A 25819-nucleotide genomic window follows, 5' to 3' on the forward strand; every position below is an offset into this window, starting at 1 on the left:
CGCGGATGCAGACGCAACCGGCGCGCCAATCTGCAGCACTGCCCCACCGGACGCGCGCCGCTGCCCAGACGGCGCTGAAGGTCGCATACCCGCTCGTGTTGATCGGGGCCTGGCACTTCGGCACGCCGCGCTATGCGGGCGTCGCGCTGCTGGCGCTGCTCTGGCTGCAGCGGTGGATCGGCGCGGGCAGCGTGTCGTCGCTGCTGCGCCAGCTCACGCCGCTCGATTGGCTGATCGCCGGCACGCTCACGTGCACGTCGGCCGCGGTGGCCATTACCGACAGCGAGCGGCTGCTGCGCCTGTATCCGGCGCTGGTCAACGCGGGGCTGCTGCTGAGCTTTGCAGCCACGCTGCGCTCCGGCCCTTCCATGATCGAGAAATTCGCGCGCATGCGCCTGCCCCATCTGCAGCCGCGTGCCGTTCGTTATACCCGGCGCGTCACGCAGGTCTGGTGCGGCTTCTTTGCGCTCAACGGGCTGATGGCCGTCGTGGCCGCGCTGACGTGGTCGCGCGGCGCGTGGGCGCTGTACAACGGCGTCATCGCGTACGTGCTGGTGGGTGGCCTCATCGCGGCCGAGGCGGCGTTCCGTCATTGGGTCGTGCGCCCGCATGCGCCGCCATCGGAGGCTGCATGACTCCGCTCCATGCCTTGTTGTCGGCCGCGCGGCCCGACGATGCCCTGGTGTGCGTCGATGGCGGGCAACACATTGCCCATGGCGCCTTCCGTGCCCGCGTGGCCGCCTGGGCCGCCGCATTTGCCGCGCAGCCGGCTGCGCGCGTGGCGCTGTGCGTGGAAGACCCGTTCGCCTTTGCCTGCGCGCTGTTCGCGCTGTTCGCTTGCGGCAGGCACGTCGTGATTCCGGCCAGTGCCGCACCGGCCTACCTGGAGTCGCTCGCCGGTGCCTACGATGCGCTCGTCACCGATGCAGACCTCGCGGCCATCGGCCCGCACGCCGGCCCCCTCGCGTTCGATGCAGTCGACCGGCATGCGCCCATCACGCTGTACACGTCCGGCAGCACCGGCACGCCCAAACCGATCCAGAAGACGCTCGCGCAGTTCGACGCCGAAGTCGTGACCCTCGAGCAGCAATGGGGCATGCAGATCGGTACCGGCGCCGTGATGGCCAGCGTGCCGCATCACCATATCTATGGGCTGCTGTTCCGCGTGTTCTGGCCGCTGGCGGCCGGGCGTGCGTTCAGCCGGCAGACCGTCTCGGAGCCGGCTGCGCTGCAGCGCGCCCTTGCGGAGCAGCCGGTGGCGGCGTTGGTTTCGAGCCCGGCGCAACTGGCCCGTTGGCCCCAGCTGCCCGGCTTTGAGGGGCTGCCGCCCATGCCGGCGGTGTTCTCGTCCGGTGGGCCGCTGGATGCCGCAGCCGCCGCGGCCTTTGCCACTGCACACGGCAGCGCGCCCATCGAAGTGTTCGGCAGCACCGAGACCGGCGGCATCGCCTGGCGCCGCCAGGATCAGTCCCTCGCATGGCAGCCGTTTGCCAGCGTTGCCATCCGGCAGGAAGCCGACGGCGCGCTGGCCGTACGCTCACCGCATCTGCCGCACGACGATTGGCACCGCACCGACGACGCCATCGCCTTTGACGACAGCGGCCGCTTCATCCTGCGCGGCCGGCTCGATCGCGTCGTCAAGGTAGACGGCAAGCGCGTCTCGCTCCCCGAGATGGAGGACTGGCTCGGCACGCATCTGTTCGTGGCAAGGGCTGCCGCCGCGCTGCTGGCAGGGGCATCGCGCGAACGGCTGGGCGCACTGGTGGCGCTCACGCCGGCGGGCGTGGAAGCCCTGCGTACGCAGGGCCGCGTGGCGCTGGCAAAGACCTTGCGCCGTCACCTGTCTGCCTACACCGAGCCCACCCTGATCCCGCGCCGCTGGCGCTTCTGCATGGCACTGCCGGTGGATGCACGCGGCAAGCTGCCGGCGTCCGCCGTGGCTGCCGCGTTCCGCCCGGGCGCCGAAGGTTTCGAAACGCTCGCACACGTGAGCGACGCCGAGGGCGACCACTACGAACTGCGCGTCAGCCCGTCGTTGATCCACTTCGAGGGGCACTTCCCCGGCCTGCCGATCCTGCCCGGCGTGGTGCTGATCGACTGGGCCATACGCCTGGCAGCGGCCCGCAATCCGGCGGTGCGCGCGGTCACCTCGGTCGATCAGCTGAAGTTCATGGCGCCGGTGCCCCCGGGCGCGGTGGTGTCACTGCGTCTTGCGCACGAGCCGGAGCGCTGCCGCGTGCGTTTTACCGCCCGTCTGGGCGCGCGGGAGTGCGCGTCGGGCGCATTCGTCCATCAGGCCCATCGGGAGGCCGCGTGAACCCGCGCACCGCCATCGTCATCCCTATCTACAACCACAAGGACGCCATCGGCAACACGGTTGCGCACCTGGCGGTGCATGGGCTGCCGATCTTCATCGTCGATGACGGCAGCGATGCGGCCACGCAAGCCGTGCTGACCGCGCTGGCCCGGCAGTATGCATCGCAGGTCACGCTGCTGCGCCTGCCCGTGAACGGCGGCAAGGGCGCCGCCGTGATGGCCGGCCTGCGCGCCGCGTACGCCGCCGGCTACACGCACGCGCTGCAGATCGATGCCGACGGCCAGCACGATGCGGCCGACGTGCCGCGCTTCCTGGCCGCGGCCGCAGCCTCGCCCGACGCCGTCATCCTCGGCAGCCCCGTTTACGACGACAGCGTGCCCAAGGCGCGCCTTTACGGACGCTACGTCACGCACGTGTGGGTATGGATCGAGACGCTGTCGTTCGACATCCGCGACTCGATGTGCGGCTTCCGCATCTACCCGCTGGCGCTGGCCTGCAAGCTGATCGACGACGTGGCGCTGCCCACGCGCATGGATTTCGACATCGAGATCCTTGTACGCCTGCACTGGCGCCGCGCGCGCATCGTCACGCTGCCCACGCGCGTGACGTACGAGCCGGGCGGCCTGTCGCACTTCGATGTCCTGTGGGACAACGTCCGCATCAGCAAAAGCCACACGCGCCTGGTGGCCGGCATGCTGGCGCGCCTGCCCGTGCTGCTGGCGGGCAAGTTCCTGCCGCGCTGGCGCCATCCCGCCGCCTCCGGCGCACAGCAAGGCTGGTGGCGCATGGCCGAGCGCGGCAGCCGGTTGGGCATGCAGTTCCTGGCGCTGAGCTGCCGCGTGTTCGGCACGCGCTTCACCTCGCTGTGGCTGTACCCGATCGTTGCGTACTTCCTGCTGACGGGGCGCACCGCGCGGGAGGCCTCGCGGCAGTATTTCGCGCGGCTGCATGCGTCGATGCCGAGCGCGGGCCTGCCGCAGCCGGGATGGCTGACCTCGTATCGCCACATGATCGCGTTTGCGCAATCGGGGCTCGACAAGCTCGCCGCGTGGTCGGGCCAGGTCAAGAGCGAGCGCGTGCGCTTCGATGACCCGTCCGCGTTCGAGGCGCTCGTCGCCAGCGGGCGTGGCGCGCTCGTGATCGGCGCACACCTGGGCAACCTCGAGATGACGCGCGCGCTGGCCGCCCGCAACGGCCACGCCAAGGTGACGGCGGTCGTCTACACCGAGCATGCACAGCGCTTCAACCACGTACTGGCGCAGGCGCATCCCGATGTCGTCTCGCACCTGATGCAGGTGACGGATTTCGGCCCCGCTACGGCCATGCTGATGCAGGAACGCATCGACGCAGGCGAGCTGCTCGTCATCGTGGGCGACCGCGTGCCGGCGCACGAATCCGGCCGCACGGTGCAGGCGCGCTTCCTCGGTGCATCGGCGCAGTTTGCGCAGGGGCCGTACGTGCTCGCGCACGCGCTCGGTTGCCCGGTCTATCTGTTTTTCTGCCTGAAGCACGGGCAGAACCACACGCTGTATTTCGAGCCGTTCGCCGAGCGCATCGAGCTGCCGCGCGCCGAGCGTGCACGCCATCTTGGCGCCCTGGCCCAACGCTACGCCGAGCGGCTGGAGCACTACTGCCGCAAGGCCCCTTTCCAATGGTTCAACTTCTTCGATTTTTGGGCGAGCCCCAAGAAGGATGCCGCCCATGGCTGAACACGATCTGAACGTACCCGCGCCAGCGCACGCGGCGGCCGGCGAGCACCCCGTTGTGATCGGCAACCGCCGCCTGACGATCGAAGACGTGGTCGCCATTGCGCATGGCCGGCAGCCGGTGCGGCTGAATGCCGATGCCGCCTGGCGCGATCGGATCGAGCGCGGCGCGCGATTCCTGCGTGAACGGCTGGCCGACGGCGCGACCATCTATGGCGTCAACACCGGCTATGGCGATGCCTGCCAGGTGAGCGTGCCGATGGCGCTGGTCGAGGCGCTGCCGCTGCAGCTCACGCGCTACCACGGCTGCGGCATGGGCCGCCATCTCGAGCCCGCCGAAACGCTGGCCGTGGTGGCCGCCCGGCTGAACTCGCTCGCGCACGGTTATTCCGGCGTGCGCTACGTGCTGCTGCAGCGCCTGGCCGACCTGATCAACCATCGCATCCTGCCGCGCATTCCCGCCGAGGGCTCGGTGGGCGCGAGCGGAGACCTGACGCCGCTGTCATACGTGGCCGCCGCACTCGTTGGCGAGCGCGAGGTGCTCTTCAACGGCCAACTGCAGCCCGCCGCCGGCGTATGGCAGCAGTTGGGCCATCCGCCTATCACGCTGGCCCCGAAGGAGGGGCTGGCGCTCATGAACGGCACGGCGGTGATGACAGGCCTCGCATGCCTGGCCTACACGCGGGCCGAGCAGCTGGTGCGCCTGTCGTCCCGGCTGACGGCCCTGGCCACCGTGGCGCTGGACGGCCGCGCGGCGCACTTCCACCCGACCATCTTTGCGGCCAAGCCGCATGCCGGTCAGGCAGAGGTCGCCGCCTGGATTCGCGCCGACCTGGCCGACTGGGACGACACCTCCGCGCACCGGGTGCAAGACCGCTACTCGATCCGCTGTGCGCCGCACGTCATCGGGGTCGCACGCGATGCGCAGTCGTGGATCCGCCGCGACATCGAGAACGAACTCAACAGCGCCAACGACAACCCCCTGATCGACCCGGATGCACAGGAGGTCCTGCACGGCGGCAACTTCTACGGCGGCCACATCGCGTTTGCGATGGACGCCCTCAAGACGGCCGTTGCCAACCTGGCCGACCTGATGGACCGCCAGATGGCGCTGCTGGTGGACGACAAGTTCAACAACGGCCTGCCGCGCAACCTGTCGGGCGCCACGGCAGAACGTGCGCCGATCAACCACGGCTTCAAGGCCGTGCAGATCTCGTCGTCGGCATGGACGGCCGAGGCGCTCAAGCACACCATGCCGGCCAGCGTGTTCTCGCGCTCCACGGAGGCGCACAACCAGGACAAGGTCAGCATGGGCACGATTGCCGCGCGCGACTGCCTGCGTGTGCTGGAGCTGACGGAGCAGGTGGCGGCCGCGCACACGCTCGCGGCGGTGCAGGCCGTGCGGCTGCGCTGCCGCCTCAATCCATCGACGCAGGTGCCCGCTCCGGTGCAAGCCTTCATCGACCGCGTGGGCGCGCAGTCGGGGTTCGTGGAAGAAGACCGCCCGCTCGAAGCCGAGCTGCGCGCGCTCACGCTCGCCATCGAGCGCGGCGAACTTATCGAAGGGGACGCCCATGACCGCCCGTGACCTGCCGCCCGGCCATCCACCGCTCGCCGCCAGCGCCCGCGTGGAGGTACCCTTTCACGACGTCGACGCCATGGACGTCTGCTGGCACGGCCACTACCTGAAGTACTTCGAAATCGGCCGTGCCGCGCTGCTGCGCCGCTTCCACCATGACTACCGCGACATGCGCGAGTCGGGCTTCCTGTGGCCCGTGGTGGAGGCGCACCTGAAGTACATCAAGCCGGCCACTTACGGCCAGCAGATCGAGGTGTGCGCCACGCTGGTCGAATACGAGAACCGGCTGAAGATCGCCTACGAGATCGTCGACTGCGCGTCGGGCACACGCCTGACCAAGGGCTACACCACGCAGGTGGCGGTGTGCGCGCGTACCGGTGAGCTGCAGTTCGTGTCGCCGCCTGTGTTGATTGAACGTGTGGAGCGTGCATGGCTGGGCTGAACGACACCATGCGCGCGTGCCTGGCCGCCCTGGCCCTGGCCATGAGCGCGCTCGCTGGCGCGGCCCCAAGCGAGGCGCCGCAGGAAAGCGCACTCGTCTCGCAAGTGGCGGCGCAGCTCGCACAAGCCCGGGGCGTGCGCGCGCAGTTCGTGCAGACGCAGACCCTGCAAGCCCTGCAGAAGCCGCTGGTGAGCAGCGGCACGCTGCTGTTCGTGCGCGACCAGGGCGCGATCTGGCGCATCGAGCAGCCGACGCGCATGACGTACGTGATGACCGACGCCGGCGTCACCACGCTCGATGCCAACGACAAGCCGATGGCACGCGGCACCCGCAACGCCGCCGGCGTGGCACAGGTGTCGCGGATGATGCGCGCGATGCTGGCGGGCGACCTGTCGGCGCTGTACTCGCAGTTCAGCGTCAACGCACAGGGCAACGCCAGCCGCTGGCAACTGAAGCTCACGCCGGCCCAGCCGCAGTTGGCGCAAGCGCTGCGCGGGCTCGACCTGGCCGGCGACACCTATGTGCGCAGCATTCGCATCCGCTCGGCCAATGGCGATGAAACGCGCATCGACTTCACCGGCAGCACGCGCGTGGACGCGCCCTCCGCGGCCGAACGCACCCTGTTGGGGGCGCCCTGATGGCGCAAGAGCTGGCGCTGCGCACTTCGAGCCCGTCCGCCTGGGCCGTTCGTCTCGGCTGGCTGGCGGCCGTGCTGATCGCGCTGGTCTACTGCGGCGTGCGCCTGCACGGCGGCGCCGCGCTGCAGACGAACCTGCTCGCGCTGCTGCCCGCCACGGAAGTCGACCCCGTCGCCGAGAAAGCCGTCGACACGCTTGCCGCATCGCTGGGCGATCGCACGGTCTTCCTCGTCAGCAGCCGCAACGCCATGCACGCCAAGGCGGCGGCGCTGCAGCTCGGTGCCGACCTCAAGCGCAGCACGGCGTTTCGCAACGTCATCGCCGAGTTGCCGCCGTTCGATGCGGGCCAGATCACGCGGTTCTACCTGCCCTATCGGTTCGGGCTGCTCGCGCCCGGCGATCGCGCCGCGCTGGATGCCGGCGGCACGGCCTTGCCGGCGCTGCTCGCGCAGCGGCTCTATGCACCGGTGGAAACCGGCCTCAGCGCACCGCTGGCCGACGATCCGTTCGGCTGGCTTGGCCATTGGCTGGCCGATCTGCCGTTGGCCACCACGCGGCTCGAACTCGAAGACAACTTCCTCCTCGCCCGGCACGGCGGCACGACGAGCGTGCTCGTCACCACCACGCTCGGGGCCTCTGCTTACGACGCACAAACGCAGGCCGAGGTGCGCGCCGCCGTCGCCCAGGCGGAGCAGTCGCTGGCGGACACCTTCCCGGATGTGACGCTCGCGCGCACCGGCGCCGTGTTCTACGCGGCCGCGGCGCGCCATGCGTCGGAGCAGGAGCTGCATCGCATCGGCATCGTCTCGGCCCTCGGCATTGCGGTGCTGATGCTGTGGGTGTTCCGCTCGCCGCGCTTTCTGGTGCTCGGGTTTGTGTCGACCGGTATCGGCATCGTGTTCGCGCTGGCGGCCACGCTGCTGGTCTTCGGCAAGCTGCATCTGCTCACGCTGGTATTCGGTGCCAGCCTGATCGGCGAGGCGGTGGACTACTCCATCCAGTATTTTGTCGGCCATCTCGGTGCCGAGGCCGGACACGATGCGCGGCGCAGCGCGCGCAACGTCCGCCCGGCGCTGGTCGTTGCGCTGGCCACCAGCCTGCTGGGCTACGCGATCCTTGTCGGCGTGCCGTTTCCGGCGCTGCGCCAGATTGCATGCTTTGCCATCGCGGGAATCGGGGCCGCGTTCCTGTCGGTGGTTTCGCTGCTGCCGGCGCTGCTGGCGAATGCGCCGCGGCAGTCGCAGCGGTCTTACCGCGGCGCGGCACGCTGGCTGTCCGGCTGGCAGACCGCGCTTGCCCACCGCGGCACGTGGCTGTGCCTGGCCCTCGTTGCCGCAGCCGCGGTGCCCGGCTGGCTGCGCCTGACCAGTGACGACGACATCCACCTGCTGATCCAGCGCGACCCCGAGCTTGCACGGCAGGAAGCCGTGGTGCGCGAGGCCATTGGCGTGGAAAACAACACGCAGTTCTTTGTCGTGAAGGGCGATTCTGCCGAGCAGGTCCTGCAGCGTGCCGAGGCCCTGCAGCGCCGGCTGGAAGGGCCCGTTGCGGGCGCGGCGCTCAAGGGCGTGCAGTCCATCACGCAGTTCGTGCCGTCAGCGCGCCGGCAGGCTGAAGACCGTTCCCGCCTGGCCCAGCGCGTCTTTGCCGACCCGCAAGCCCTGCGTGCCACGCTCACCGATGCCGGTTTCCGCCCCGACATCGCCGCAGGCTACATCCACGCGTTCGAGCGTGCCACCGGCAGCCCGCTCACGGTGGATGCGTGGCTGGCCACGCCGTGGTCGCAGCCGTACCGCCACCTGTGGCTCGGCCAGGTGGCAAGCCCGGAGGCGCCTGCGGTCTTCGCCGCGATCGTCATTCCGGTCGGAGCCATGGCGTCGCAACTGCCGGCGCTGGCTGCGCTGGCCGATGCCGATGCCGGCATCCGCTTCGTCGACAAGCCGGCCAGCGTGGCACGGCTGTTTGCCGCGTACCGCGTGGACAGCGGCTGGTGGCTGGCGGGCGCGCTCACGCTGATCCTGGCGCTGTTCTGCGTGCGCTACGGCGTGGCCGCCGGCGTGCGCGTGACGCTGCCGGTGGTCTGCGCCGTCGGCCTCACGTTTGCGGTGTACGGCTACGCGGGCATTGCGCTGAACCTCTTCCACTGGCTCGCGCTGATGCTGGTGCTGGGCGTGGGCGCGAACTACGCCGTCTTCCTGCGCGAGGGCTGCGTGCGCGATCCTGCGAACATTGGCGGCGTGTGGGTGGGCGTGCTGCTCTCGGCGGCCACCACGCTGCTGTCGTTTGGCCTGCTGGGCACGAGCGCCATGCCGGTGCTGCGCAGCTTTGGCATGACGCTGGCCCTGGGCATCGTCATTGCGGTGGCGCTGGCGCCGCTCGGCATGCCGCCGAGGCTGCCGCACTCGAAACATCGATCCTCATGACTGCTTCTTCAGCTTCCGTCTACCTGCACGCGCTGGGCATGGTCAACGCGCTCGGCGATGACGTGCCGGCCATCCGCCGCAACCTGGAAGCCGGACACGCGCCGGGCATGATCGCGGCCGAGCGCCCGGACGGCACGGCCGCCATCGTCGGGCGCGCCCAGGCGGCGCTCGAACTTGCGCCGCCCGAACACCTGGCTGCCTACGATTGCCGCAACAACCGTCTGCTGCTTGCCGCAGTCGCGCAGATCCGGCCCGCGCTGGAGGCCGCCCGCGCGCGGTACGGCGCGCACCGCATCGGCATCGTGCTCGGCACCAGCACGTCGGGCATCGACGCGGCAGAGGCGGCGCTGCGCCATGCCAGGGTGCACGGTGCGCTGCCTGCGGCCTTCGACTATCGGCAGATGGAAATCGGCACGCTGGCGCCGTTCGCCGCTGCCGCGCTCGGCACCACGGGCCCCGCCTATACGGTGTCGACCGCGTGCACATCCAGTGCCAAGGCGTTCGCTTCGGCGCGCCGCCTGCTGCAGCTGAACCTGTGCGATGCGGTGATCGTGGGTGGCGCGGATTCGCTGTGCGAGCTGACGCTGCAGGGCTTCGCCTCATTGGAATCGACCAGTGCCGCACGCACCAACCCGATGAGCCGCAACCGCGCGGGCATCAACATCGGCGAAGGGGCGGCGGTGTTCCTGATGAGCCGCGAGCCCGGCCCCGTGCGCCTGGCGGGTGTGGGTGAATCGAGCGACGCGCACCACATTTCCGCGCCCGACCCGACCGGCGCCGGTGCCGAGCGCGCCTTGCGTGCTGCGCTGTCCGATGCCGGCATCGGGCCCGACGCCATCGGCTACGTCAACCTGCATGCCACTGCCACGCGCAAGAACGACGAGATGGAAGCCCACCTCATGGCGCGGGTCTTTGCGCACGGTGTGCCCACCAGCGGCACCAAGCCCTTCACGGGGCACACGCTGGGCGCGGCGGGGGCGACGGAGCTCGGCTTCGCATGGCTGGCTCTTGCGGACGATGCCACCGCCCTGCCGCGCCACCTCTGGGACGGCGAGGCCGACCCCGCGCTGCCCGCACTGGACCTGATCCAAGACACGCGCCGCCTGGCCGCCGGGCAGTACGTGATGAGCAATTCGTTCGCGTTTGGCGGCAGCAACGCGAGCCTGATCCTGGGCCGGGGATGAACATGACCGATGCCGAACTGAGTGCCCTGCCCATCGAGTCCATCCTGCCCCATCGCGGCACCATGCTGCTGCTCGCGGGGGTGGACGCGTGGGACGACGAATCGCTCGCGGCGACGGCCCATGTGGACCCGGCCGCCTGGTATGCCGACGCGGAGGGCAACATGCCCGCGTGGATCGGCATCGAGCTGATGGCGCAGGCCATTGCTGCGCACGTCGGCCTGCTGTCGATGCGCAACGGCCAGCCAGCGCGGCCGGGCGTGCTGCTGGGCTCGCGCAGGGTCGAAGCGGCCGTACCGGCCTTCCCGCACGGCCGGCCGCTGCGCATCGAGGCGCGTGAACTGCTGCGCAGTGCTGAGGGCCACGGGGCCTACGAGTGCACAATCCGCAGTGAGGGCGAACCTTTGGCCAGCGCCGTCATCAAGGTGTACCAGCCGACCGATTTCCAAGCATTCATTGAAGGGAGTTTCACAGCATGAGCCGCCGTGTTCTTGTGACGGGTGCGAGCCGCGGCATCGGCCGCGCCATCGCTTATCAGCTGGCGTCGGACGGGTTCGACGTCTCGGTGCATTGCCGCAGCGGCCGCAGCGAGGCCGACGCCGTGGTGGCCGGCATCCAGGCGCAGGGCGGCACGGCCCGCGTGCTGCAGTTCGACGTGCGCGACCGCAGCGCCTGCCGCATCCACCTGGAAGCCGATGTGCAGGCGCATGGGGCCTACTACGGCATCGTCCTGTGCGCCGGCGTCACGCGCGACGCGGCCTTCCCCGCCCTCACGGACGAAGACTGGGACATCGTGCTCGAGACCGGCCTGGACGGCTTCTACAACGTCGTGCACCCGCTGACCATGCCGATGGTGCGTGCGCGCAAGGGCGGCCGCATCGTCACCATTGCGTCCGTCTCGGGCGTGATGGGCAACCGAGGGCAGGTCAACTACAGTGCCGCCAAGGCCGGGCTGATCGGGGCGACCAAGGCACTGGCGGTGGAACTGGCCTCGCGCAACATCACCGTCAATTGCGTGGCGCCGGGGCTGATCGAAACCGAGATGCTGTCGCAGGTCGAACACCTGGACCACGCACTGCAGACCGTGCCGATGAACCGCATCGGCCAGCCAGCGGAGGTGGCGGCGGTGGTGGGCTTCCTGATGTCGGATGCCGCTTCGTATGTGACGCGCCAGGTCATTGGCGTCAACGGCGGGATGATCTGATGAAGCGCGTCGTTGTGACCGGCATGGGCGGCGTCACCGCCCTGGGCTCCGAGTGGAGCGAGATCCAGTCGGCCATCGAGCAGGGACGCAATGCCGTGCGCCGCATGCCCGAGTGGGATTACTTCGACACCCTGCATGCGCGCCTGGCGTGCCCGCTGCCCGCCTTCACCACGCCGCCGGAATACCCGCGCAAGAAGACACGCTCGATGGGGCCGGTGTCGGTGTATGCGGTGCGCGCAAGCGAGCTGGCGCTGGCCGATGCGGGCCTGAGCGGCGACACCTCCATCGCCGATGGCCGCATGGGTGTCGCATACGGTTCGTCGTCGGGCTCGGTGCAGCCGATCCGCGCGTTCGGCAGCATGCTCGATACGGGCTCGATGCAGGGCGTCACGTCGAACAGCTACGTGCAGATGATGCCGCACACGGCGGCCGTGAACGTGGCGCTGTTCTGGGATCTGAAAGGCCGCATCATCCCTACTTCGTGCGCGTGCGCGTCGGGCAGCCAGGCCATCGGCTATGCGTACGAAGCCATCGCCACCGGCAAGCAGATGATGATGCTGGCCGGCGGCGCCGAAGAGCTGTCCGCGCCGGCCGTCGCCGTGTTCGACACGCTGTACGCCACGAGCACGCGCAACGATGAACCGCACCTGACGCCGCGCCCGTTCGACAAGGCACGCGATGGCCTGGTCGTGGGCGAAGGCGCAGCCACGCTGGTGCTCGAAGACTACGACCACGCCGTTGCGCGCGGCGCGCGCATCCACGCGGAGGTGGTCGGCTTCGGCTGCAACTCCGACGGCGCGCACATGACGCAGCCCACCGCCGCCACCATGAGCCAGGCCATGCGGCTCGCGTTGCAGGACGCGCGCCTGTCACAGGACGCCATCGGCTACGTCAACGCGCACGGCACCTCGACCGACCTGGGCGACGTGGCCGAAAGCCAGGCCACGGCCGAGGTGTTTCGCCCGACCATGCCGATCAGCTCGCTCAAGAGCTACATCGGACACACGCTGGGCGCATGCGGCGCCATCGAGGCGTGGTGGACGATCGAGATGATGAAGCGCAACTGGTATGCCCCGACGCTCAACCTCGAGCACGTCGACCCGGCCTGCGCGCCGCTGGACTACATCGCCGGCAGCGCACGCCGCATCGACGCCGACTACGTGATGAGCAACAACTTCGCGTTCGGCGGTATCAACACGTCGCTGATCTTCAAGCGCGTCGGCTGATGGCCAGTGCTTCGCGCCCCCCCGCTGCGCAGGAACGTGTGGTCGTGACGGGCCTGGGCATCGTGTCGTGCCTGGGCAATACGCTCGACGCGGTTTCGGCGGCCCTGCGCGAAGGGCGCTGCGGCCTCTCGCACGTACCGGCCTGGCAGGCGCTCGGGTTGTCGAGCCAGGTGGCCGGTGTTGCGTCCATTGACGACGAACCGCCGTTTGCGCGCAAGTTCGATCGCTTCATGGGCCAGACCGCGCGCCTGGCGTGTCACGCGGCGCGCAAGGCCATTGACGATGCGGGTCTGGATGCCGCCGCCCTGCAATCGGGCCGCGCCGGTGTGGTGGCCGGATCGGGCACGGGTGCGCTTGCGGCCTACGACGCGGCGCTGGACGTGGCCCGCACGCGCGGCGTGGAACGCGCCTCGCCCTACATCGTGCCGCAGGTCATGAGCAGCACCGTGTCGGCCAACCTTGCGCAGATGTTCGAGCTGGGCGGCATCAGCTACTCGCCGTCGTCTGCATGCACCACGTCGGCATTGGCGATCGGCCAGGCGGCGCAGTGGATCCGCTCGGGCCAGCAGGACATCATGCTGGCTGGCGGCGCGGAGGAGCTGCACGACAGCTACGCGCTGTTCTTCGACGCCATGGGTGCGCTCTCGCACGCCACGGCCGACGCGCCCGAGCGCGCATCCCGGCCCTACGACGTGGCGCGCGACGGCTTCGTGCTCGCGTCCGGCGCCGGCATGCTGGTACTGGAATCGCTGGCCCATGCGCGTGCACGCGGCGCCCGCATCTATGCCGAGCTGACGGGTTTCGGACAAAGCACCGATGTCGGCTCGATGGTATCGCCGCGGGCGCACGGCATCGCCCGCGCGCTGCGCAGCACGCTTGCCGAGGCGGGCGCGCCGCCGGACTACATCAACACGCATGCCCCGTCCACCCCGGCGGGCGACGCGGAAGAGCTGCTGGCGCTGCAATCCGTGTTTGGCGCTGAAGTGCCGCCGTTCTCGTCCACCAAGGGCCTGACCGGCCACCCGCCGGGCGCAGCAGGCGCACACGAAGCCATCTATACCTTGCTGATGATGCGCGACGGCTTCATCGCCGGTTCGGCCGGCATCGACACGCCCGACCCTGCCGTCGCGGGTCTGCCCCTGGTGCGGCAGGCACGCGCGGCGCGCATCGGGCGGGCGCTGTCGATTTCATTCGGGTTCGGCGGCAGTTGCGCCGGGCTGATGTTCGACGCCGTCAACGGCGCCTTTGATTCTTGACGTACCAACCACAGGGAGTGCCCTTCATGAAGACCCAACTGCTGCTGGCCGCATGCGCCGCGATGCTTGCCCAGGCTGCCCATGCGCGCACCGAAGTCATGACGTATCCGCTTCAGCCCGTGCTGCAATCGCAGCAGTTCGCGCCCGGCGTGGCGCTGTACTTCGGCAACCAGCCGCACCCGGCCGTGGTGAACACGTTCGGAGAAGTCACCAAGTCGTCGCACCCCGCGCGCAAGACCGCCACGGAGGTCGAGATCTGCAACGCCACGCTGGCCGACGCGCTGCGCCAGCTCGCCAATGCCGCGCACGACCGTGGCGCCAATGCGGTCATCAACATCAAGACGTGGTTCCACTCGACCGTGAGCAACGACCCGAGCAACTACACCTGCGGCGTCAGCGGTGTGTCGGCGGCACTGCGTGTGAGCGGCGAGCTGGTCACCGTGGAAGCTTCGAAATAATCGTGCGTCGCCCGTTCCCTCAACCCGCCATACCGACAACAAGGAGTCTGGAATGAAACGTCACCTGATGCTGGCCGCCGTGTGCCTGGCCACGATGAGCAGCGCCGCCCTGGCCCGCAACGATGTCGCCACGTATTCGATCGATGCGGCACTCAAGAGCGAAGGCTCCGACAAGGTCGGCAGCGACATCGCGCTGGTCTTCGCGGGCCAGAATCACGCGCCGGTCGCCAAATCGATGGGCGAGATCGCGACCAACAAGAAGACCAACGGCGTCGGGCGCAGCGATGAAGCCGCATGCCAGTACGTGTTCCTGTCGGCCGTGCTGGCGCTGCAGGAGCGTGCGCGCCAGATGGGCGGCAACGCGGTCATCAACATCAAGAGCAACTACAAGAACAACCTGACCGAGAGCGCGACGGAATTCACCTGCGGCTCGGGCGCCCTCATGTCGGGCGTGGCCCTCAAGGGCGAGGTCGTGACGCTGAAGAAGTAAGACGCCAACCGCGGTTGCAGGCCGAAGCCTTCGGCCCGCAACGCTCAGGCGGCAGGCTTGGTGGCGGCGACGTTGACGAGCGTCTCGCGCCGCTTGCCCGGCTTCGGATGGTGCAGGCCGAGGCGTTCGAACAGGCCGAAGTCGGTGGCCCGGCTCCACCACAGATAAGGCAGCGAGATATTGCGCTGTTCAAATTCAAAACCACCGGCACGCAGCATTTGCAGATAACCGTCGGCGCTTTTCTGAACATGCATCGGATGCCGGAACAACAAACGAATCACCCACGATTTGATATACGCGTCGGTCGATTCGGCAAACAGCAGCACGCCACCCGGTTTGAGGATGCGGCGGAATTCAGCGAGCGCGCGCTCCTGCTCGACGAGATGATGGAACGTCTGATGACAGAACACGATATCGGCGCACGCATCGGGCAGCGGCAGCGCGGCACAGTCGCCATGGAGCACATCGACCGGCACCCTCAGCGCATCGGCGGCCCGGCGCGCGGCCTCCAGCGACGGCGCGTGGCAATCCACCCCAACGATGCGCGCGGGAGCAAACGCTTGCTCGAGCAGCCGGAACGAAATGCCCTGGCCGCAACCGACATCCACCAGAACCGGTGCCGCCGGCAGCGGCGTGGTGATCAGGCGCTGAAGGTCCCGAATGGCGACGCGCAGGACATGGTGCTCCCACGTGTACGTGCGCAGAAACCAGATGCCGAATGCGGTCTCGGGCACAAAAGAACCCACATGCGCAGGCGTTGAAGCGGTTTCCATAGGAATTGAAATGGCGTTGATCTTGAATCAGCGCGGGTATCCAGGGCTGGCGCATTGTACCGACAATGCATGCCGGTTTTCAAAGCGGAACGTACGACGTAAGCTCCCCCGTTAATTAGCCGGCGGCCAGCGGCCAAAAGACAGCGATATTCACCAACGATAATGCTCTCCACCCAACAACCCATCGAACAGCACGAACACGTTGACGTCGCGATCATCGGCGCGGGCCCGTCCGGCGCGGTGGCCGCGGCGTTGCTGCGGCAGGCCGGGCGCAACGCGCTGGTGCTCGAGCGCCAGCATTTTCCGCGCTTCTCCATCGGCGAAAGCCTGTTGCCGCAAAGCATGGCGTACCTCGAGCAGGCGGGCATGCTGCAGGCCGTGGTCGAGGCCGGATTCCAATACAAGAACGGCGCGTATTTCGTGCGTGGCGACAAGCATGCGTCGTTCGACTTTCGCGACAAGCATTCCGCCGGCTGGGGCACCACATACCAGGTCGAACGCGCGGTGTTCGACCAGACGCTGATCCGCTGCGCGGCGGACCAGGGCGCTGAAGTGCGCTTCGGCCACACCGTGCGCGCCATGCAGCCGGGCGACGCTCCCGTGCTGGAGGTCGAGGACGAAGCCGGCAACGCCTATGCCGTGCATGCCGGTTTCGTGCTCGATGCGAGCGGCTTCGGCCGCGTGCTGCCGCGACTGCTGAATCTCGAAGCCCCGACCGGCATGCCGACGCGCGCGGCGCTCTTCACGCATGTGCGCGACGCCCTGCCCGCCGGCAGCACCGACCGCGACAAGATCTGCGTGGCCGTCCACCCTGAGCGCCGCGACGTCTGGTACTGGATGATTCCGCTGGCCAACGGGCGCTCGTCGGTCGGCTGCGTGGCCGAGGCGGGCTTCCTCGATGTGGCGGAAGCCCAGCGCGAAGCAACGCTGCGCAGCCTCATCCGCGCAGAGCCCAACATCGCCGCGCTGATCGGCGATGCGCCGTTCCTGATGCCGGTGCGGCAGATCGGCGGCTATGCGGCCAACGTCGAGCGGCTGTATGGGCCCGGCTATGCGCTGCTCGGCAACGCGGGCGAGTTCCTGGACCCGGTGTTCTCCTCGGGCGTGACGATCGCGCTGCGCTCGGCAGAACTCGCCACGCGCGTGCTGCTGCGCCAGCTCGATGGCGAAACCGTGGACTGGCTCGCCGACTACGACAAGCCGCTGCGCAAGGGCGTGAATACCTTCCGCGCGTTCGTCGACCGCTGGTACACGGGGGAGCTTCAGGACATCATCTTCCACCCGCGGCACTCGCCCGGCATCCGCCGCATGATCAGCGCGATCCTGGCCGGCTATGCGTGGGATGAAACGAATCCGTTCGTGGCCGACCCGGTACGGCGGCTCAATACACTCCATGAAGTCTGCAGAATCGAAGCGGCCTGAGATGCGGGCCCGCGCCAACGGCCGTCCCACGGGCGGATGACGCAGACAGGCTGCGCACCGTGGTCGCCGGAACGGCCATCGCGTTGCCGGTCGTCCTCGGCTGAGCCGTTGCGATCGGACTGGTATTGGGCTGAGCGGCGCGCCTACCGCCCGCGCGCCACCAGATCGTCCACCACCGGCACCACGGCCAGCAGCATCAGGATCGATGCCAGCGGAATCGTTGCCGCATAGCCGAGGTGCTTGAACCCCAGCGCGCCGGCCACGCCGCCCACGAAGAACATTGCCAGCAGCGATGCGAGCAGCCGCAGCTTGGGCCGGTTGGCGACCACGGCCGGCAGGTTGTGGTGGCCGTGGTTCCAATACAGCGCCTTGCCGATCTCGATGCCGATATCGGTGGCCAGGCCGGTGACGTGCGTGGTGCGGATCTCCGCCTTCGAGATCTTGGTGATGATGGCGTTCTGCAAGCCCATCAGGAAGCACAGCAGGGCCACGGTGGCCGGCACGAACACCACCCGGTATTGCCCAAGCGACGTGCCCATCAGGCCAAAGAGCAGCAGCAGACCTGCTTCGAGCATCAGGGGCAGGGCAAACTCGCTTTGGGTGCTGCGCCGGCGTCCCCAGTTCACCAGCACAGCCGTACAGGCGGCACCGCAGAGAAACGCCAGCAGCGAAGCCAGTCCGGCGAGCACCAGAACGATGTTGCCGAGCACGAGGTCATCCGCCATCGCGGAAACGATGCCCGACATGTGCGACGTGTATTGCTTGACGGCGAGAAACCCACCTGCGTTGGCAGCGCCCGCGACAAAGGCCAGGCATTGCCCGAGGCGCCGGTTGGCGTCGTCGGAGCGCTTGGGGCTGGTCAGGCGGCGCAGATACTGGATGGGCATACCCAATCCTGGCGGCAGGAGAGGCGACATGATACGCCGCGCCCCACCCTGCCCATCGGCGGCGACTACGGATTGATGTACTGGAACAGCGACATGCCCTGCATCGCCGTGAACGTCTTCTGCGCGGCCTGCAATGACACCTGTTGCTGCGCGAACTGCGAGATGGCGGTGGTGTAGTCCACCGATTGCAGCTTGGCGATCTGCTCCTTCAACTGCTCGCCGTAATTCGAGCCGCTGCTGTTGAGCGTGGTGATCTGCGCCTGCTGCGTGCCCACGGTCACCTGCGCCTGGAGCGCCACCTGGTAGGCGTTGTCCAGAGTGCCCTGTGCGGTCTGCACGGCCTTCTGCAGGTTGGCGACGTCGGTGGCCTGCGTGGCGGGGTTGATCGGCGTGGAGAGCGCGGCGATCAGGTTCTCGTACGTTTTGAAGATGCTCTGGTTGGTATTCGGGTTGGCCGGGTCCGTGTTGGCAATGCGTACGAACACCGCGTCGCCCGACACCGAAGTGGGCATCGAGATGTTCTGCGACACCTGGACGGTGGGCGGCTGGCCAGTGCCGACGTACTGCACGCTGCCGCCGGAGCTGACAAACGGGTCGGTCGTGCCGTTGGCGCCGCCAAAGAGGGCCACGCCCGACGCATCGCGCTGGTTGGCGATCGACAGCAGCTGCTGATACTGCTGCTTGACCTGCGCCAGCACGCCAATGCGCTGCGAATCGGTCATCAGCGTGGTGTTGGCGCTCACCAGCGACTGCTTGCCCTGCTGCAGCGTGGTGACCAGGTTGGTGAGCGCAGACGACACGTTGGTCAGGCGCGCATCGGTGGCATCGCGGTTGGCCTGGTACTGATCGTTGGCGTCCTGCGTCTGTTGCAGTTGCACCATCTGGCCATAGGCGGTCGGGTTGTCGCCCGCGCTGTCGAGTGCGATGCCGCTGGAGATCTGCCGCTGCAAGGTGAGCAGGTTCGACTGCGTGTTCTGCATCGAGGCGCTGGACAGCGCGAAGAACTGGGCGGTACTGACTCGCATGATCGGTCCGGGCGGAAGGCTTTAGTGCGTTATCGGCAGGGCTGGGCGGTTCTGCAGTCGGCGGCGACTGTCAGTTGGCGATCGACAGCAGCGAATCGAACAGCGCGTTGGCCGTCTGCATCACCTTGGCGGCGGCCTGGTAGGCCTGCTGGTACTTCATCAGGTTCATCGCCTCGTCATCGAGGTTCACCCCCGAGACCGACTGCTGCTGCGACGTCGAGCTCGCCAGCAACGCCTTCTGCGAAGTCAGGTTCGTGCTGGCCTGGTTGGCCTGCACGCCCACTTGCGTGACGAGGTTGTTCCACGCCGAGCCGAGCGACGTGGTGCCGCCGTCCAGCAGGTTCGCATTGCGCAGCTTGGCCAGCGCGCTGGCATTGCCGTTGTCGGTGCTGTTGGCGGTGTTGGCCGAGATGGAGAACGTGTCGCCGTTGCCAGGCGTGCCCGAGAGCGTCAGCTGCACGCCGTTGAACGCGTACGTGGCGCCTTGGGTATAGGGCGCGGTGCCGCCGGTATAGGTGGTCGACGTGCCGTTGACGGTCACCGTCACGCTGCCCGGAAAGCCGGAAAGCGAGCCGCCCACGGCCGAGCTGTACGTCAGGCTGATCGGCGAGGCAAGCGGTGCGCCGGCATACGTGCTGTCCACGCCGATGGACGACACCGCCGCATTGCCGGTGTTGTTGCTGCCCTGCGTGAGCACCACCGGCGACGCTGCCGCCACGTTGTGATAGTCCGTGGTCAGCGTCTGCATCGTCGAGGCAGCCTGGACGGTCGGGCGCACGAGGAACGAATCGCCGCTGTTCATCGTGCCCGACAGGTTCAGCGTGACGCCGTCGATGGTGGTCGGCCAGCTCGTCACCGTCACGGCACCGGAGCCGTCCGGGTAGTGCGAGACGGTGTAGGCCCCGCCCTGGTACTTGATCTGGTAGTCGTAACCCTGCCCCGCATTGGCATTGGTGATGCTGGCAGTCAGCGTGGCGCTGCCCGTGTTGTTGGCACTGGCGGCCACGCTCGGGCCCGCCACGGAGAAGAGGTCCGTGCCCATCTTGCCGTTGGCGTCCATGCCGAGCTTGTTCTGCGCGTTCACGTCGGCGGCCACGGCGGTGGCCAGGCGGCCCAGGCTGTTCTGCGCCGGGATGAGCGTCTTGTTGCGGAACTCCATCAGGCCGCCCAGCGCGCCGCCGCCCAGCTGGCTGTCGTCGATGTTGACGACGCCAGCCGGGCTCTTGTAGCCCACCGACAGCTGCGTCGGGTCGTACTGCGATGGCACCGCCGTCAACTGATAGCTCTGGTTGCCCTGCACCAGCGCCTGGCCATTGCCCACGTAGATGTTGTACTGACCGTCGCCGGTCTGCACCACGCTGGCCTTGATCGACTGGTTGAGCGTCTGCACGAGCTGGTCGCGCTGGTCACGCAGGTCGTTGGCCGGCTGGCCGGTCGAGCTTTCGGCCTTGGCGATCCGGTCGTTCAGGGCGGCGATCTGCTGCGCGGTGCCGTTGACCGAGCTGATCTGGGTCTGCACCTGCGTGTTGACCTGGCCGCTGAGCGCGTTCATCTGGCCGGCAATCGAGTTGAAGCGGCTTTGCAGGCTGGCGGCTGCGTTCAGGAAGACCTGGCGCGCCGTGGTGTCCGACGGCTTGGAGGCTAGGCCATCGGCCGCGTTGAAGAAGCTCGTCAACGCCGAACTCAACCCGCTGTTCGGGTCGGACATGTACTTGCTGAGGCCCGACACCAGGCTGTTGAGCTGGTCGGCCGCGCTCGTGGCGGCCTGGCCGCTCTGCACCTGGGCGGTCAGGAACTGGTCGTAGATCCGCTTGACGGTGGTCACATTGACCCCCTGCCCCAGATAGCCGACGCCTGCATACAGCGGAACGTTTTCCGTCTGCACCGCTTCCTGGCGCGAATAGCCCGGGGTGTTGGCGTTGGCAATGTTGTTGCCGGTCACCTGCAGGTTGATATCGGCAACCCGCAGGCCGGTCGCGCCAATATTCAAGAGGGAGGTGCTCATCGTTGTCTCGGTGCGGGCAGCAGGACGCCGCCGAAATCAGCTCTAGAAACAACATCGGCCGGCCAAGGACAAACTTGAGCCGGCCGATGCCACCAAATGTGGCGCTTCAATTACATTCACACGATCTGCTTGAGCACCGCCATGATCTTGTGGGCGTAGTTCGGGTCGGTGGCATAGCCGGCGCGCTGCAGCCCCTTGGCGAACGACGCCGCATCGTTGCCGTTGCCGGCCGCCACCACGTGGCTGTAGCGCGGGTTGTTGGCCAGCAGGTTGGCGTAGTCCTTGAACGCCTCGGCATACGAGCTGTAGGCCCGGAACTTCTCCTTGACCTTGCGGGCCACCCCGCCGATGTACTCGGTGGTGGTCACCTCGGCGGTCTTGCCCGTCCACGAACCGCCGGCCTTGATGCCGAAAAGGTTGTGCGTGTTGCTGCCGTCCTTGGCCTTGATTTCGCGGCGGCCCCAGCCCGATTCCAGCGCGGCGTGGCCGATCATGAAGTTGGCCGGGATGCCGGTCTCCTGCGCCGCCTGCGAGGCGTGGCCGATCAGCTTGTTGTAGAAGCTGGCCATGCGGTCGCCGCGCGGCTCCGAAGCCACGCCGGACAGGTCCGCCTCCGGCAGCATGTCGGCGGCCTTGCTTTCCGCCTCGGCCTGCTTGCGCAACGCCGCCAGGGCGCGCTCCACGCGCGCCTCGAGGCCGGGGCGCGGCACGGTGCTGATGCCCGAGCCGTCGTCTTCCACTCCAGACGCTGCCGACGCGGCCATGCTGTTGAGCGATGTGCGCGCGATCGCCTTGGCCGCATCGGTGGCCGAACCCGCGGCGCCCGGCAGCGCGGTATTCGTGGCCGTGCTGCTGGACAACGCCGTGTTGACCTTGCCGCCCGCATCCGGATCCACGCGGTTGGCCTGTCGCAGCATCTGCTTGAGCAGCTGGTCGGCCACGCCCACGCCGCGCGAGGCCATCGTCTGCGAAAGCTGCTGGTCGAGCATCGACGTGTACATCTTGGTCGACGACGAATCGAACGGCCCGTTCTGCGGCGATGCATCGCGCATCTGCTTGAGCATCATGTTCACGAAGATCGCGTCGAACTGTTTGGCGACGGTCTTGGCCGCGCCCGTCGGGTCGGTGCGCGCGGTCTGCTTGAGCGATTCGAAGCCGCGCGAATCGAGCGCGAGGCGGGTAGTCAGGTCGGTCGGGTTCATGGCATCACCCCGGCGTTAAATGATTTCCAGGTCGGCGCGCAGCGCATTGGCGGCCTTCATTGCCTGCAGGATCGAGATCAGGTCCTGCGGGTTGGCACCGATCGCGTTGATGGCCTTCACCACGTCGGCCAGGTTGGTGCCGCCCTTGACGTTGATGAGGCTGCCGCCCTGCTGCTTGACCTCGATGTTCGAGCGCGCGCCCGCCACCGTCTGCCCTTGCGAGAACGGCGCCGGCTGGCTCACCACCGGCTCGGTGCTGATGGTGACCGACAGGTTGCCGTGCGCCACCGCGCAGGGCTCGAGCTTGACGAGCTGGTTCATCACCACCGAGCCCGTGCGCGCGTTGACGACCACGCGGGCCGCTGCCAGTGCAGGCGTCACTTCAATGTTCTGCAGCTTCGCCACAAACCCGACGCGGTCCGACGCCAGGGCCGGCGCACGCACGTTGATCGTGCGGCCGTCCGCGGCCTGGGCCGTGTCGGCGCCGAACTGCTTGTTGATGGCGTTGACGATGTTCTGCACGGTGCCGAAGTCCGTCGTGCCGGTGTCGAGCTGGATGCTGCCCGCTTCGCCAACCGTGGCCGCCACGGCGCGCTCGACCGTCGCCCCGTTGGCGATGCGGCCGGCGCCGAGCTGGTTGATCTGCACCTTGCTGCCGTTGGCCGACGCGCCCGCGCCACCGATCACCACGTTGCCCTGCGCCAGCGCGTAGAGCTGGCCGTCCACGCCCTTGAGCGGCGTGAGCAGCAGCGTGCCGCCGCGCAGGCTCTTGGCGTTGCCGATGGACGAGACAGTCACGTCAATCGTCTGGCCAGGCCGCACGAAGGCCGGCAGCGTGGCCGTCACCACCACCGCGGCCGTGTTCTTGAGCTGGATGCTGGCGCCCGGCGGCACGTTGATGCCGAACTGCGTGAGCATGTTGTTGAAGCTCTGGATCGTGAACGGCGTCTGCGTGGTCTGGTCGCCGCTGCCATCCAGGCCGACGACGAGGCCATAGCCGATCAGCGCATTCTCGCGCACGCCGGCAATCGTGGTCAGATCCTTGATGCGGTCGGCGTGCGCCGTGCCAGCCAGAGAAGCGAGGGCGATCAGCGCGGCGCCAAAGAGTCGTTGCAATGTCATGGCGAGGCCCCTCAGAACGGCGACACAGTGAGGAAGAACCGCGACAGCCAGCCCATCTGCTGGGCCTCGGCCACATAGCCGGTACCGCGGTATTCCATGCGTGCGTCCGCCACCTGGGTCGACAGCACGGTGTTCTGGTTGTTGACGGTGGTCGGGTTGACCACACCCGAGAACTTGATCGACTCGGTGCCCTGGCCCACGGCCATCTGCTTCTCGCCGCTCACCACGAGGTTGCCGTTGGACAGCACCTCGACCACCGTCACCGTGATCGTGGCGGTGAAGTTGTTCTGCGCGCCATTGGCGCCCTTGCTGTCGAACTTGTTGGCGTCGCTGGCCGACACGCCCAGCAGCGACAGCACACCGGCGTTCATGCCGGCAAGCGTGGGCACCGAAGCGCTCATGCTGCCGGTGCGGTTGACGCTGCCCGAGGTCTGCTTGCTGGCGGCCGTGTTCTCGGTGATCACGATGGTGATGGTGTCGCCCACCATGTGCGCGCGACGGTCTTCGAACATGCCGCGAAAACCGCCGCTGCCCGAGGCCACTTCCTGATAGATCGCCCCGTTCTGGCGCGGCGCCATCACCGGCATCGGCGGCCGCGCCGTGGTCGGACCCTGCACGATCGGCGCGGGTGGCGGCAGCATGCCGCATGCGGTCGTCAGCAAAGCAGCACCGCCAAGCAGAGCGAGGCGAACCAGGCGCGCGACACGAACCCACTCCCGCAGACTCAAGCGGGAGGCCGCCATGTCGGGCGCGCCCTTCTCTGCTTCCTTGCGCTGGCAAGACAAAGACAGGGCGTCGCCCCCGGCAGGGGGTGAAACAGGCAATGCACCAACAGCACGAGGATCAACCGGGGGGGTTCGCATCACATCACTTCCTAAAGCGGCACTGTCCAGCTTAGAGCTGCGACAGCTTTTCCAGCATCTGATCGGACGTCTGCACCGACTTGCTGTTGATCTCGTACGCGCGCTGCGTCTGGATCATGTTCACCATCTCTTCCACCACGTTCACGTTGGACGTTTCGACGTAGTTCTGGTTGAGCGCGCCGATGCCGTTCGAGCCCGGGTTGGCCAGGTTGGCCGTGCCCGAGGCTTCGGTTTCCGCATACAGGTTCTCGCCCAGGCTGCGCAGGCCGGCCGGGTTGATGAAGTTGGCGAGCTGGAACGTACCGACCTGTGTGTTGTTGACCGAGCCCGGCGTGGTGACCGTCACCACGCCATCCTTGCCGATGGTCAGGCTGGTCGCGTTCTGCGGCACGGTAATCGCCGGCTGGACCGGATAGCCGCTCGACGTCACGAGCTGGCCTTGCGCGTTGATCTGGAAGCTGCCGTCACGCGTGTAGGCCAGCGTGCCGTCCGGCATCTGCACCTGGAAGAAGCCGTTGCCGTTGATGGCCACGTCGGTCGAGTTGCCGGTCTGCTGCAGGTTGCCCTGCGTGTGCAGGCGCTCGGTGGCGACAATGCGCACGCCCGTGCCGATCTGCATGCCCGAGGGCAGCGTCGTCTGCTGCGACGACTGCGCGCCCGGCTCGCGCACGTTCTGGTACAGCAAGTCCTCGAACACGGCGCGCGAGCGCTTGAAGCCCGTCGTGTTGACGTTCGCCAGGTTGTTGGAGATGACGTCCAGCTGCGATTGCTGCGCGTCCATCCCGGTCTTGGAAATCCACAGGGAGCGAATCATGTTCGAGTCCTTGGTTGATTCAATTCAATACGCCGCCGCTCAGGCGTGGCGCAGCAGTTCGTTGGCCGATTGCGCGTTCGTGTCGCTCGTGTGCAGCGACTTCATCTGCATCTCGAGCTGGCGCGAAATCTCGATCATGTTGACCAGCGAGTCGGTCAGGTTGACGTTGCTGCCTTCCAGCGCCCCGCCGGTGATGCGCACGCGCTCGTCCACGGCGGCGTCCTGGCCGTCGCGCTGGCGGAACAGGCCATCGGCGCCTCGGTCGATGTTCGACGGGTCGATGCTCACCAGCTTCAGGCGCCCGAGCGCCACGGGCGGCGTGCGGTTGTCTGCGCTGATGGCGTTGACGGTCCCGTCCTTGGCGAACTGCACCGTGGTGTCGGGCGGCAACGTGATCGGGCCGCCGTCGCCCAGCACGGGCTGGCCCGAGAGCGTCTGGATCGTGCCGTCCGCGCCGAGCTGGAACGTGCCGGCACGGGTGTAGGCCTCGCCGCCGTCGGGCGTCTGTACGGCAAAGAAGCCGGGGCCGTCGATCGCCACGTCCAGGCTGCGGCCCGTGGTCTCGATGGGACCGGGCGAGAGGTCCGTGCCGATGGCAGAAGCCATCACGTACGCGCGCGTCGGCGAGCCGTCGCCTTCCACACCGACCGTATGGAACGCATCGATCTGCGCCTTGAAGCCGGTAGTGCTGGCGTTCGCAAGATTGTTGGCGCTGGCGGCCTGCTGGTCGAACAGGTGCTTCACGCCGGTCATCGATACGTAGATCGAGCGATCCATGCGAGGCTC

At 68.0% G+C, this 25819-nt stretch carries 24 protein-coding genes; 15 read left to right on the forward strand and 9 right to left on the reverse strand.

Translation table 11 applies throughout. The features are described from left to right. Positions 1 to 5: 5 nt before the first annotated feature. Genes A6M56_RS07060 through A6M56_RS07125 form a run of 14 tightly spaced genes read left to right on the forward strand, consistent with a single transcriptional unit; the run spans position 6 to position 14920 of the window. Positions 6 to 635: a COG4648 family protein gene (locus A6M56_RS07060; protein WP_373271717.1), complete on the forward strand. Its 630-nt coding sequence runs from the start codon at positions 6 to 8 to the stop codon at positions 633 to 635. Further along, positions 632 to 2317 (forward strand): ApeI family dehydratase, encoded by a 1686-nt coding sequence (locus A6M56_RS07065; protein ID WP_102079257.1) that lies wholly within the window; start codon positions 632 to 634, stop codon positions 2315 to 2317. The genes A6M56_RS07060 and A6M56_RS07065 overlap by 4 nt, the downstream gene beginning before the upstream one ends. After that, a complete protein-coding gene (locus A6M56_RS07070; protein ID WP_102079256.1) occupies positions 2314 to 4026 on the forward strand; it encodes a glycosyltransferase family 2 protein in 1713 nt (570 codons plus the stop codon). The genes A6M56_RS07065 and A6M56_RS07070 overlap by 4 nt, the downstream gene beginning before the upstream one ends. Continuing rightward, positions 4019 to 5611, forward strand: a complete 1593-nt coding sequence (locus A6M56_RS07075; RefSeq protein WP_062738255.1) for an HAL/PAL/TAL family ammonia-lyase — start codon at positions 4019 to 4021, stop codon at positions 5609 to 5611. Before A6M56_RS07070 ends, A6M56_RS07075 begins: the two co-directional genes overlap by 8 nt. Further along, positions 5598 to 6044, forward strand: coding sequence for an acyl-CoA thioesterase (locus A6M56_RS07080; RefSeq protein WP_102079255.1), 447 nt, complete (start codon positions 5598 to 5600; stop codon positions 6042 to 6044). The genes A6M56_RS07075 and A6M56_RS07080 overlap by 14 nt, the downstream gene beginning before the upstream one ends. Continuing rightward, a complete protein-coding gene (locus A6M56_RS07085) occupies positions 6032 to 6682 on the forward strand; it encodes an outer membrane lipoprotein carrier protein LolA (RefSeq protein WP_045218709.1) in 651 nt (216 codons plus the stop codon). The genes A6M56_RS07080 and A6M56_RS07085 overlap by 13 nt, the downstream gene beginning before the upstream one ends. Further along, a complete protein-coding gene (locus A6M56_RS07090) occupies positions 6682 to 9105 on the forward strand; it encodes an MMPL family transporter (protein ID WP_102079254.1) in 2424 nt (807 codons plus the stop codon). Before A6M56_RS07085 ends, A6M56_RS07090 begins: the two co-directional genes overlap by 1 nt. Next, positions 9102 to 10289, forward strand: coding sequence for a beta-ketoacyl-[acyl-carrier-protein] synthase family protein (locus A6M56_RS07095; protein ID WP_045218714.1), 1188 nt, complete (start codon positions 9102 to 9104; stop codon positions 10287 to 10289). Before A6M56_RS07090 ends, A6M56_RS07095 begins: the two co-directional genes overlap by 4 nt. A 2-nt stretch (positions 10290 to 10291) precedes the next feature. Then, positions 10292 to 10765, forward strand: coding sequence for a hotdog family protein (locus A6M56_RS07100; protein ID WP_045220300.1), 474 nt, complete (start codon positions 10292 to 10294; stop codon positions 10763 to 10765). Continuing rightward, positions 10762 to 11490 carry a 3-ketoacyl-ACP reductase FabG2 gene (locus A6M56_RS07105; protein WP_045218715.1) on the forward strand — a complete coding sequence of 243 codons (729 nt, stop codon included), beginning with the start codon at positions 10762 to 10764 and terminating at the stop codon, positions 11488 to 11490. The genes A6M56_RS07100 and A6M56_RS07105 overlap by 4 nt, the downstream gene beginning before the upstream one ends. Then, positions 11490 to 12716 (forward strand): beta-ketoacyl-ACP synthase, encoded by a 1227-nt coding sequence (locus A6M56_RS07110; RefSeq protein WP_102079253.1) that lies wholly within the window; start codon positions 11490 to 11492, stop codon positions 12714 to 12716. The genes A6M56_RS07105 and A6M56_RS07110 overlap by 1 nt, the downstream gene beginning before the upstream one ends. After that, on the forward strand, positions 12716 to 13972 hold the full coding sequence (locus A6M56_RS07115) for a beta-ketoacyl-[acyl-carrier-protein] synthase family protein (RefSeq protein WP_062738100.1): 1257 nt from the start codon (positions 12716 to 12718) through the stop codon (positions 13970 to 13972). The genes A6M56_RS07110 and A6M56_RS07115 overlap by 1 nt, the downstream gene beginning before the upstream one ends. A gap of 26 nt (positions 13973 to 13998) precedes the next feature. Next, positions 13999 to 14430 (forward strand): hypothetical protein, encoded by a 432-nt coding sequence (locus A6M56_RS07120; protein ID WP_045218722.1) that lies wholly within the window; start codon positions 13999 to 14001, stop codon positions 14428 to 14430. Positions 14431 to 14482: 52 nt separating this feature from the next. Then, entirely contained in the window at positions 14483 to 14920 is a 438-nt protein-coding gene (locus A6M56_RS07125; protein WP_102079252.1) for an excinuclease ABC subunit A, read from the forward strand. A gap of 44 nt (positions 14921 to 14964) precedes the next feature. On the opposite strand, the gene A6M56_RS07130 is transcribed toward A6M56_RS07125, so the two are convergent. Then, on the reverse strand, positions 14965 to 15693 hold the full coding sequence (locus tag A6M56_RS07130) for a class I SAM-dependent methyltransferase (protein WP_045218727.1): 729 nt from the start codon (positions 15691 to 15693) through the stop codon (positions 14965 to 14967). Between the two features lie 162 nt (positions 15694 to 15855). Here A6M56_RS07130 and A6M56_RS07135 point away from each other — a divergent pair, with 162 nt between their 5' ends. Further along, positions 15856 to 17115 carry an NAD(P)/FAD-dependent oxidoreductase gene (locus A6M56_RS07135; protein ID WP_062738098.1) on the forward strand — a complete coding sequence of 420 codons (1260 nt, stop codon included), beginning with the start codon at positions 15856 to 15858 and terminating at the stop codon, positions 17113 to 17115. A 143-nt stretch (positions 17116 to 17258) separates the two neighbouring features. On the opposite strand, the gene A6M56_RS07140 is transcribed toward A6M56_RS07135, so the two are convergent. The 8 genes from A6M56_RS07140 to flgF form a co-directional block, all read right to left on the reverse strand. Continuing rightward, positions 17259 to 18002, reverse strand: coding sequence for a YoaK family protein (locus A6M56_RS07140; RefSeq protein WP_045218730.1), 744 nt, complete (start codon positions 18000 to 18002; stop codon positions 17259 to 17261). A 65-nt stretch (positions 18003 to 18067) separates the two neighbouring features. Beyond that, the gene (flgL, locus tag A6M56_RS07145) at positions 18068 to 19027 is read right to left on the reverse strand and encodes a flagellar hook-associated protein FlgL (RefSeq protein ID WP_286757937.1); all 960 of its coding nucleotides are present in this window, start codon (positions 19025 to 19027) and stop codon (positions 18068 to 18070) included. Between the two features lie 70 nt (positions 19028 to 19097). Further along, a complete protein-coding gene (gene flgK / locus A6M56_RS07150) occupies positions 19098 to 21032 on the reverse strand; it encodes a flagellar hook-associated protein FlgK (RefSeq protein WP_045218734.1) in 1935 nt (644 codons plus the stop codon). Positions 21033 to 21148: 116 nt separating this feature from the next. Beyond that, a complete protein-coding gene (gene flgJ / locus A6M56_RS07155; protein ID WP_102079251.1) occupies positions 21149 to 22234 on the reverse strand; it encodes a flagellar assembly peptidoglycan hydrolase FlgJ in 1086 nt (361 codons plus the stop codon). 15 nt (positions 22235 to 22249) lie between these two features. Then, entirely contained in the window at positions 22250 to 23356 is a 1107-nt protein-coding gene (locus tag A6M56_RS07160) for a flagellar basal body P-ring protein FlgI (protein ID WP_045218738.1), read from the reverse strand. Positions 23357 to 23367: 11 nt separating this feature from the next. Continuing rightward, complete coding sequence (locus A6M56_RS07165) at positions 23368 to 24099, reverse strand: flagellar basal body L-ring protein FlgH (RefSeq protein ID WP_045218740.1); 732 nt, start codon at positions 24097 to 24099, stop codon at positions 23368 to 23370. A 151-nt stretch (positions 24100 to 24250) separates the two neighbouring features. Continuing rightward, a complete protein-coding gene (gene flgG / locus A6M56_RS07170) occupies positions 24251 to 25033 on the reverse strand; it encodes a flagellar basal-body rod protein FlgG (protein WP_045218743.1) in 783 nt (260 codons plus the stop codon). 39 nt (positions 25034 to 25072) lie between these two features. Beyond that, positions 25073 to 25810 carry a flagellar basal-body rod protein FlgF gene (gene flgF, locus A6M56_RS07175; protein ID WP_045218745.1) on the reverse strand — a complete coding sequence of 246 codons (738 nt, stop codon included), beginning with the start codon at positions 25808 to 25810 and terminating at the stop codon, positions 25073 to 25075. Between the last annotated feature and the right edge of the window lie 9 nt (positions 25811 to 25819).

Source organism: Ralstonia sp. RL, from assembly GCF_001683835.1.
GTDB classification, from domain to species: Bacteria; Pseudomonadota; Gammaproteobacteria; order Burkholderiales; family Burkholderiaceae; genus Ralstonia; species Ralstonia mannitolilytica.